The sequence below is a fragment of the Phenylobacterium sp. genome (assembly GCF_035276905.1).
Taxonomy (GTDB): Bacteria; Pseudomonadota; Alphaproteobacteria; order Caulobacterales; family Caulobacteraceae; genus Phenylobacterium.
The window spans coordinates 1-4,823 of the sequence record NZ_DATELG010000405.1; the positions used below are offsets into that span (position 1 = coordinate 1).

Annotated in this window: 4 protein-coding genes; 1 reads left to right on the top strand and 3 read right to left on the bottom strand. The window is 65.2% G+C overall.

Going from position 1 to position 4,823, the window contains the following annotated elements; all coding sequences use genetic code 11:
• Nucleotides 1–239: 239 nt before the first annotated feature.
• On the bottom strand, nt 240–1,613 hold the full coding sequence (locus VJS38_RS19520) for an FAD-binding oxidoreductase (protein WP_324089814.1): 1,374 nt from the start codon (nt 1,611–1,613) through the stop codon (nt 240–242).
• 49 nt (nt 1,614–1,662) lie between these two features.
• The gene (locus VJS38_RS19525; protein ID WP_324089815.1) at nt 1,663–3,288 is read right to left on the bottom strand and encodes a thiamine pyrophosphate-requiring protein; all 1,626 of its coding nucleotides are present in this window, start codon (nt 3,286–3,288) and stop codon (nt 1,663–1,665) included.
• Between the two features lie 377 nt (nt 3,289–3,665).
• Here VJS38_RS19525 and VJS38_RS19530 point away from each other — a divergent pair, with 377 nt between their 5' ends.
• Nucleotides 3,666–4,379 (top strand): GntR family transcriptional regulator, encoded by a 714-nt coding sequence (locus VJS38_RS19530; RefSeq protein ID WP_324089816.1) that lies wholly within the window; start codon nt 3,666–3,668, stop codon nt 4,377–4,379.
• Between the two features lie 90 nt (nt 4,380–4,469).
• Here VJS38_RS19530 and VJS38_RS19535 read toward each other — a convergent pair.
• The coding region (locus tag VJS38_RS19535; RefSeq protein ID WP_324089817.1) for an alpha-hydroxy-acid oxidizing protein at nt 4,470–4,823 on the bottom strand (354 nt) is incomplete at its 5' end.

Below are 4,823 nucleotides of genomic sequence, written 5' to 3' on the forward strand. Positions count from 1 at the left end.
TCGCTCGCCTCCAGCACCTCGAAGCCCTCTTCGCGAAGAGTCTCCGAAATGTCGAGTCGAATCATGAAGTCGTCATCTACAACCAGAACAACTATGTGGTCCTGGTGTTGAGTCATTAGGATATTCCTTCGTTTATCTTAGATGGAATTATTCGGTTTTCCTGACATTGCGAAAGCGGGATGATCGTAGATGTAGGGCGCGGGGGTCGCTCTGACCGGAAAAACAGCGGCAGGCGCCGCCTAGAAGACCTTTCCAGGATTGAGAATGCCCTTAGGGTCGAGCGCGCGCTTGAGCGTGCGCATCAGCTCCACCTCCTCGGGCGTGCGCGAGTACTGCAAGAACGGTTTCTTGTGCGCGCCGATTCCGTGCTCGGCCGAGACCGATCCCTTCCACTCCCCGATCGTGGCGTAGACGAGCGCCTCCACGGCTTGCTCCCACGCCGGATCGGCGTTGCTCTTGATTGCAAGGTGCAGGTTGGAGTCGGCGACATGGCCGAAAAATACCGCCAGGGTTCCGGGCCAGCGCGCTTCGATCATCGCCTTCACGTGGGCGGTGTAGTCCCCCATTTGGCCAGGCGGGATGGAGATATCGAAGCCGATGTTGGGCTTGGGGAAGTCAAGGGTGCTTTCGCGGACGGCCCAAAGCTCGCGCACCTCGGCGCCGGACTTGGCGATCACCGCATCCTGCACGACGCCGGCGTCAATGGCCTCGCCGATGACCGCCGCGCAACGCGCCTGGTCCGAGCCCTCGTCGTCGCCCATCGTCTCGATCAGCACGTAGCAGCCGTGGGTCGGCGCCAGCGGCGCCGGGCGACCCCGGGCCTTGATGGCGAGGCGATAGAAATCCGCTTCCATCATCTCGAAGGACGAAAGCGTCGCCCCGAGGCCCGAGCGGGCCGCGGCCAAAAGCTCCAGTACGCCGTGATAGTCTTTCACGGCGCATAGGGCGGTGCAAAGCGACCGCGCTTTGGGCATGCAGCGCAGGACGAGGCGGGTGATCACGCCGAGGGTGCCCTCCGACCCGATGAACAGGTGTTTCAGGTCGTAGCCGGCGTTGTTCTTGATCATCTTGTTGAGCGAGCTGACGATAGCGCCGTCGGCCAGCACGCACTCCATCCCCAGAACCAGAGCCCGCATCATGCCGTATCGAACCACCCGGTTGCCGCCGGCGTTGGTCGAGGCGTTCCCGCCAATCTGCGCCGTGCCGCGCCCGCCGATGTCGAGCGGGAAGAACATGCCCGCCTCATCGGCCGCGACTTGAACCGCCTCGAGCGTCGCGCCGGCCTGGGCCGTTATGGCGCCCGCCGCCGGATCCACCTCCTCGATCGCGCGCATGAGTTCGAGGGAGAGCGCCAGCGCGGGCCCGATCGGCACGCCGCCGCCTACGAGGCCGGTCATCCCGCCTTGGGGCGCCACCTTGATGTCGTTGGCGTTGCAGAACTTCAGGATCTGCGACACCGCCTCGGTCGAGCGCGGCCGGGCCAAACCGAGGAGGCGGGCCTCCGGCGGCGCCGCGGTGCACTGGTCGTGCAGCCGCGGGGCCGCGTCGAACTCGCCGGGGAGCTGGATCACGTCGGCGCCCAGAAGGCTCCGCAGAGGCGCGAGCACGCTCATGGAGGCGCGCCAGCCCCGGACCTCGCCGGCGGCTCGGAGCTGTGCGGCCTCATAGCCGTGAGGCGCGGGTTTCCTGGCACGTGATGAACTCCAGAAGCGCGGGCGCGCCGTTCTGCGTCTGTTCGACGCCACGGCGGATGGCCGGGACAATGTCCTCCGGTCGGGTGATGCGCTCGCCGTAGCCGCCCAGCGCCCGGGCGAAGTCGGCGTAGTTTCCGCTGATGTCGGTGGAGCGGTACTTCCTGGTCGCGACCGGCATGCCGGGGACTTCGATCGCCATGGCCGAGTTGTTGAGCAGGATCGACAGAATCGGGATGCGCTCGCGTACGGCGGTCTCGAAATCCATGCCGGTGAAGCCGATAGCCGCATCGCCCCAGACGTTGATGCACAGCTTGTCCGGACATGCGAGCTTGGCGCCCATGGCCAAGCCGAGCCCGTAACCCAACTGTGTGGTCTTGCCCCAGCCGATGTAGCTGAGCGGGGTGGTGGACTTCCAATAGGGCGTCAGTTGATCGCGTGGGCTGCCAGCATCATGCGTGATGATGACGTTGTCCCTGTCGACCGTGTGCTGCAGGTCCCAAAGCACACGGTAGGGGTTGAGCGGGGCATCGTTCGCCGTGAGCAGCGGCATCCACTCCTGCAACCATTGCGCCTCCACCGTCTTGATCTCGGCGGCGACCGCCGAGGGGTCCCGGGGCGAGGAGATCAGCTCGCGGCAGGCCGCCAGGAGGGCGGCCAGCGTCAGTTTCGCGTCGCCGACCAGGGCGTGCCTGGTCGGGTAGTTCTTGTTTAGGTCGGCCGGATCGAGCGTCGCATGAAGGATGGTCTTGCCGGGGGGCATGGCGACGCCGAAACCGGTGTAAGAAAAGCTGCAGCCGATTCCGAAGATCAGATCCGCCTGGTTCAGGAAATGGCGCACGGTCTTGGGGATCGCGGCCCCGCCCGAGCCGAGCGCCAGCGGGTGGGTCTCGTCAAACGTGCTCTTGCCTTCCAGGCTGGTGCAGACCGGCGCGGCGAGGAGCTCGGCCAAGGCCTTCAGCTCCGCATAGGCGTCCGACCAATGCACGCCCTGGCCAGCGTAGATCACCGGCCGCCGAGCCTCCACCAGCGCCCGCGCGGCGACGCGCACCGCTTCGGGGTCGGGGCCGAAACGGGTGGTCATCACCGGCTCGTACTGAAAGTCGCCGACCTCCTCGTCGTTCACGTCATAGGGGATCTCGACGACGGCCGGTCGCAGGCGGCCGTTGCGCAACGCGGTGAACGCGCGGCGCATGATGTTGGGGGTTTCCGCCGGCAGGTTGATCGGCTCGGCGGTTTTCGACACGCCGGCCATCTGGATGGTGGAATTCCAGTTGTCCGGCACATGCGCCAGCCGGCGCGCATAGCCGGCCGGCAGCACCAGCACGGGGATCGATTCCGAATAGGCCTGGGCCACGGCACCATAGGCGTTCTCGGCCCCCGGACCGTGCTGCATCGCGAATGCGCCGATCTTCCTGCCCCGCGTCATTCGCGAATAGGCGTCAGCCATGTGCAGGCCCGTGCGCTCCTGACGCACGATCACGGTGCGGATGTCGGCCCCCGCGGCCGCCTCCAGGACGGCGTTGCGCGGATATCCGAACAGGATGTCCACGCCTTCGCGCTTCATGATTTCCGCAATCGCCGCAGGAACCTTCATTGCTCCCCCCTGACCAAAGCCCCGCACTGGGACATCCTTTTGGTCGCCACGATAATCGATTATCGTCCGGCAAGGAAGCGGGGAAGCAGGGGCTTTCGCCTGAAAGCCGCCGTGTTGCGCGCGGAGCGCCCCAGGCCTCGCCAGAGCCGCGCGAGGAGGGCGATCCGCCCCGCTGCCGAAAACGATCGCGGATCGTTGCAGCCGATCCTTCGGCGCTTGTCATCGAGCGCGCAATCACTTATGGGTGAAATCGATTATATCGAGGCAGGCACAGCCCAAGGCGATCCCGCGGCGACCGGATTTCGCAAGAGCCCTACAGCATCTGCCGCTGTTTGAGCGTCGGGCAGGGCTTGCCTCCCGCTCGCAGGCGAACCTTCATGTCTATCGATCAGATTTTTAATACGGATGTCGGCGGAGACGACCCGGCGAGGCCTGGTCCCACGTTGGCGAGCACGGTCGCCGAGCGTTTGCGCGCCGCAATCATCGCCGGTGAAATTGCGCCAGGCAGCAAGGTCAATATTGATCGCGTGCGGGACCATTTGGGCGTGAGTTTGAGTCCGCTGCGCGAGGCGCTTTCGCGGCTTTACTCTGAAGGTTTCCTAACTTTCCAAGACAATCGCGGCTATCGGGTCGCCCCGGTTTCAGATGATGATCTGCGTCAGATCGTCAAGCTTCGCGTCCATCTGGAGCCCCTGGCGCTTCGTGAATCGATTCAGCACGGTGATTTGGAATGGGAAAAGCTAGTGCGCCTTCGGCTCGAGGAATTGCGCGCCAGCCCCCGCGATCCAGATCCAAAGGATTCACGCGCGGTCGAGATTTGGGAGCAGGCGCATCGTAATTTTCACTCGGCGCTATTATCTGCTTGCGACATGCCGCTTTTGCTTCAGTTCACTCAGACGCTGCATGATCTGAATGACAGATATAGACGTCTGTTCCTAGCAGCTCCGTACCCGCACCGCGATACCTTGGCGGAGCACATCGAACTGGCCACGGCTGCGGTCGAACGGCGCAGGAATGACGCGATCGCCCTCTTGAAGCGGCATATCGAGAAAACCGGCTCGCAGGCGCTAAGCGCGCTGCAACGCTCATAAGCCTTTGAAGTTGGACCCTTCGAAACGCCGAACCGGCGTCCACTTCGGCTGCGAATGGTCTAGCCCTCGGCGGTTCGGTCTGGGGCCGCTCTAACCCTCCGCGGCTTCAGCGGACCGCTGCGGCGCCGTGGCGGGGCCGAGGTCGCCGCCCCACGAGCTCGGCGTGCGCACGCAGCTCGCGGTCAGCTCTCGCGGCGAGGGGAGGCCCATCAACGCGAGGCACCGGTCGAATTCCTCGCTGAGGATCGAAAGCGCCTTGTCCGCCCCGAGCTGTCCACCGGCGCTGACGCCGTAGAGGGTCGCCCGGCCGACGGCGGCGGCGTTCGCGCCAAGCGCCCGGGCCTTGACGATGTCGGCCCCGCTGCGGACGCCCCCGTCAAGGTAGATCTCGGCGCGTCCGCTCAAGGCTTGCGCGATGGCCGGCAAGACGGAGATGGTGGACGG

What these genes read in the sequence shown, in the direction of transcription:
- VJS38_RS19520 (WP_324089814.1), bottom strand. Translation starts at nt 1,613, where the DNA reads ATGAGCGTGCTCGCGCCTCTGCGGAGCCTTCTGGGCGCCGACGTGATC.
- VJS38_RS19525 (WP_324089815.1), bottom strand. Translation starts at nt 3,288, where the DNA reads ATGAAGGTTCCTGCGGCGATTGCGGAAATCATGAAGCGCGAAGGCGTG.
- VJS38_RS19530 (WP_324089816.1), top strand. Translation starts at nt 3,666, where the DNA reads ATGTCTATCGATCAGATTTTTAATACGGATGTCGGCGGAGACGACCCG.